Here is a 512-nt window from a genome sequence, read left to right as displayed (position 1 = left end):
CTCATCCCCGCTCACGCGGGGAGCACTGAATTACAGCGTCCGTGCAGCAGCCGGTCGGGGGCTCATCCCCGCTCACGCGGGGAGCACTCGTAATCAACCACCTCGGCGCGGCTAATCAGCGGCTCATCCCCGCTCACGCGGGGAGCACGCAACCTTCTCAGCATCACCGCCCTCGCGGGCCGGCTCATCCCCGCTCACGCGGGGAGCACCACCGGTGTGTGAGTCGCCGGTCAGCTTGAGGAGGCTCATCCCCGCTCACGCGGGGAGCACGCAACCTTCTCAGCATCACCGCCCTCGCGGGCCGGCTCATCCCCGCTCACGCGGGGAGCACCACCGGTGTGTGAGTCGCCGGTCAGCTTGAGGAGGCTCATCCCCGCTCACGCGGGGAGCACCTTAAAGATGCGGGTGTCGAATACCTTGCTGGGGGCTCATCCCCGCTCACGCGGGGAGCACGGGCACAAGCTACGCGTCACCGGCGACGATACCGGCTCATCCCCGCTCACGCGGGGAGC

General features: G+C 68.9%; 2 protein-coding genes. Both read right to left on the bottom strand.

Translation table 11 applies throughout. The features are described from left to right. Positions 1-123: 123 nt before the first annotated feature. Positions 124-249, bottom strand: coding sequence for a hypothetical protein (locus HMPREF2604_RS14440; protein WP_256375350.1), 126 nt, complete (start codon positions 247-249; stop codon positions 124-126). Then, positions 246-371: a hypothetical protein gene (locus tag HMPREF2604_RS14435; RefSeq protein WP_256375350.1), complete on the bottom strand. Its 126-nt coding sequence runs from the start codon at positions 369-371 to the stop codon at positions 246-248. The genes HMPREF2604_RS14440 and HMPREF2604_RS14435 overlap by 4 nt, the downstream gene beginning before the upstream one ends. Between the last annotated feature and the right edge of the window lie 141 nt (positions 372-512).

The organism is Corynebacterium sp. HMSC055A01 (assembly GCF_001809405.1).
In the GTDB taxonomy this organism is placed as follows: Bacteria; Actinomycetota; Actinomycetes; order Mycobacteriales; family Mycobacteriaceae; genus Corynebacterium; species Corynebacterium hesseae.
Note: the sequence above shows the minus strand (reverse complement) of the source record. Positions and strands in the feature narration are given on the sequence as shown.

Coding starts and splice junctions, on each gene's coding strand:
- HMPREF2604_RS14435 (WP_256375350.1), bottom strand. CDS start 371: ATGAGCCTCCTCAAGCTGACCGGCGACTCACACACCGGTGGTGCTCCC.
- HMPREF2604_RS14440 (WP_256375350.1), bottom strand. CDS start 249: ATGAGCCTCCTCAAGCTGACCGGCGACTCACACACCGGTGGTGCTCCC.